The sequence below is a fragment of the Fictibacillus aquaticus genome, from assembly GCF_002245695.1.
GTDB classification, from domain to species: domain Bacteria; phylum Bacillota; class Bacilli; order Bacillales; family Fictibacillaceae; genus Fictibacillus; species Fictibacillus aquaticus.
This window is the reverse complement of sequence record NZ_NOII01000079.1, coordinates 1-3,267: the sequence shown is the minus strand read 5'-3', so window position 1 is coordinate 3,267 and position 3,267 is coordinate 1. Positions and strand designations below refer to the sequence as shown.

Annotated in this window: 2 protein-coding genes and 1 pseudogene; 2 read left to right on the top strand and 1 reads right to left on the bottom strand. The window is 42.8% G+C overall.

From position 1 onward, the window contains the following. Positions 1-341: pseudogene (locus CGZ90_RS20920) on the top strand (hypothetical protein); the annotation flags it as partial. Between the two features lie 120 nt (positions 342-461). On the opposite strand, the gene CGZ90_RS19955 reads toward CGZ90_RS20920, so the two are convergent. Then, positions 462-1,220, bottom strand: coding sequence for a DUF4931 domain-containing protein (locus tag CGZ90_RS19955; RefSeq protein WP_094254228.1), 759 nt, complete (start codon positions 1,218-1,220; stop codon positions 462-464). Between the two features lie 286 nt (positions 1,221-1,506). Here CGZ90_RS19955 and CGZ90_RS19950 point away from each other — a divergent pair, with 286 nt between their 5' ends. After that, on the top strand, positions 1,507-2,829 hold the full coding sequence (locus tag CGZ90_RS19950) for a murein hydrolase activator EnvC family protein (protein WP_094254227.1): 1,323 nt from the start codon (positions 1,507-1,509) through the stop codon (positions 2,827-2,829). The last annotated feature ends 438 nt before the right edge of the window (positions 2,830-3,267 follow it).

Here is a 3,267-nt window from a genome sequence, read left to right as displayed (position 1 = left end):
TCCAAAAAACAATGGCTTCTGTCATGGAGAGATTTCCAACGGTAAGCGGCAGAAAAGTGAAGAAAAAAACCTATTTTAATGGATTATCTGATTTAAGCTATATTGGCTTTCAATACAGTGAGGACGACTTGGCTTCTTACACAGGCAATTCCCCTCTGCTTGAAAAAATTTATCCTCTGCCAATAGAAGCGATGAAAAAGCTGGATGTACCAGTACTGAACATCGGACCATTCGGAAAAGATGCGCACCAATGGACAGAAAGACTGGATCTAGCTTCCATGACGGAGGCTAAGAATATGGCGGAGCTGGCGGTTACGTCCATACTCCAATCCAAAGATTGAACAAAAAAGCGGGCAGAATGCATGCAGATGCATTCTGTCCGCTTTATAATTGTCTTTTTCAGCTGGACATCTTTCTCGTTTTGTCCATCTGCGGTACCGTACCCCAGAAGCCCCAGGTTGTTAAAAATAGATGTCCTGAATTTTGGCGGCGACTTGGCTGATGTTGTTGGCGACTTGCTGGATGCCGTACCCCATGAAAAGAGGGGAAGTGGCAAACCTCGGCATGATTTTTACATACACTGTTCCCTCTTTTTCATAGAAGAAAAGGTTATAGCTCGTGCAATTGCGGTGGAAATTGTTCAGGAAAAAATGTGCGCCTGTCTGAATGCAATCAGCAAAGTCATGCATTCTTCCGCCATCTTCCAAAATAACGTTAAGTTCATAAAAGCCTGCTCTTGGCTCAGAGGAGATGTTAAACTGGACTCCATTCCCGCTCCAGATAGAGATCCCCTCAAACTGAGACGGATGCCAGTCATGCTGGCAGTCTACTTCTTCCAGTCCGACGATCTGCATATGCGGATGACGGATCGTCCCTCCTGAGAGGGGGCCGTGATTTTTAAAGAACATGACGGACTTGTATTTGCCGCTGCTTTTCATGCTGTTCCAGTGCTTCATGCCAAAATCGATTAAACGGTAAAGATGTTCTTTTGAATAGAGCGAAAGCTCAGTGTCACATTCATCCGTTTCAATCAGAACGGTTTGAAACGCCTTGTCGAGGACAGGAAATTTATTCATGACCAGTATGATCGGTCCGTCTTTATCAACGATCTGCTCTAATTGAGAAAGGTCGCAGAAAGGACAAGCTGTTTCTTTATTCTTAATGCTGTTTGGCTTCTGGGCACCAATATCAGTGAAAAATGTAATTTGCGTTTCCTTCAATGTCCTCACTCACCCTGTCTTTTACTCTGTTTTATTATTGTGATGGTCTTTATGTTAATTTGCAACGTAACCATCTATATTTTCTCTCTTTCCCGCTGTGTTTTCAATACATATGCCGTGTTCTCTTAACCTCTTATTTCGACAGGAATGTCTATTGAACTAGTAATTTGTAATAAAATGAAATGTAATTGTAATATTATTTCACGATAATCTAACCGATATAGGTGATATAATGGACGCTGTAACACAGATGGCAAGATTTACATTTATAGGGAGGCTTACCTAATTGAAAAAGAAGTTAATGATCGCTAGTTTGTCCTTAAGCCTTGGACTAAACGGCTTATATACATATAACGTTAATGCAGAAACCTTAGATTCTATTAAAAAGAAACAAGAACAGAACGAAAAGAAACAGACACAGAAAAAGAATGAAATGTCCGACAACCATAAAGAACAAGATGCAACGCTGGAAAAAATCAGCACCATTGGTGATGAACTCAAGGAAACAAGTAAGAAGATCGAGAATAAAGAAAATGACATTTCTGAAACTAAATCTGTAATTGAAGAACTAAAAGATGAGATTGCTGTGCTTGAAAAGCGTATTGCTGAGAGGGACAAGCTCCTTAAAGAACGGGTAAAGTCTATGTATGAGAACGGCGGTGCTGTAAGCTACCTTAGCGTCATGCTCGGTTCCAACAGCTTCGGAGATTTTATCGACCGTATGTTATCACTTAACTTAATCGCGAGCCAGGACCAGCAAATTTTAGAAGATCACAAAAGAGATAAAAAAGATGTGGCCAAGAAGAAAGGTCAAGTTGAAACAGAGCTTCAAAATCTTACAGCTTCCCTTACAGAGCTGCAGGGTCTAAAAAATCAGCTGAACGCACAAAAGAAAGAACAAAACCGCCTTCTTGCTTCGTTAAAAGAAGAAGAGCAGCATATTCATGAAGACTTGATGGATATTGAAGAGAAAAACTCTATTCTTGCAGCACAGGAAACAGCTATTAAAGCTGAAATCGCAAGAGCGAAGCAAGAGGCTGAACGAAAGAAGCGTGAAGAAGCTGCAAGGAAAGCAGCAGCTGAAGCAGCTGCACGAGCTGAAGCGGAAAGAGCTGCAGCAGCACGCAAAAAGCAGAATTCATCTGCACCGTCGCCAAGTCCAGCTCCGGCACCAGCTCCAGCTCCGGCTCCGGCTCCGGCACCTTCAGTATCGCGTGATTTTGCGTTCCCAACATCGGGTGTTATTACATCCCGTTATGGTTACCGCGAAGGCGGCATGCACTACGGCGTCGATATTTCACAGCATGGAGCAGGTGTAGCGATCAAAGCTGCAGCAGGCGGAACAGTAGCACGCTCTTATTACTCAGACAGCTACGGAAACTGTGTGCTCATCACTCATTATGTGAATGGCCAGATCTATACAACACTTTATGCACATATGAGAAACCGAGCTGTTTCCGAAGGACAGTCCGTATCACAAGGACAGTACATCGGTGATCAAGGCAACACAGGCAACTCTTTTGGACAGCATCTTCACTTTGAAATGCACAAAGGCGGCTGGAACCCTTCAAAATCCAATGCCGTAGATCCGCTTCCGTATATTCAATAACATATAAAGAACTTCGGGAAACCCGAGGGCACTGAAAAAGTCCTTTACTAACAAGTGTTGAGCGTTGATCTCCGCAGGGTGCTGAGCTTTCCGCAGGGCGTGCGGTGAGCCCCTTTGCCGCTACGCGNNGCTGGAGTCTCGCACCCTTCCGCTCCAATCACTACATGTTTTCACACAATTTATAAAAATAAACCACTAGAAAGGGTCAAACCAACTCGCAATGTCGAGCGGTATGACCCTTTCTTCTGTATAATAAAAGCATCAAAAAAAACAAGACTTTGCCCGATTAATCACATGGTATAGGTATTACGGAAATGCCTGTAAAAAACAAACTCATAAATCTTAGGAATTTCCTTATTGAATTTAGCTGAGTATTTCAACCCATTCGCTTGACCATCTTGAATCCATCATTGATAAAGTTGATCGGAGTGAAAGGTG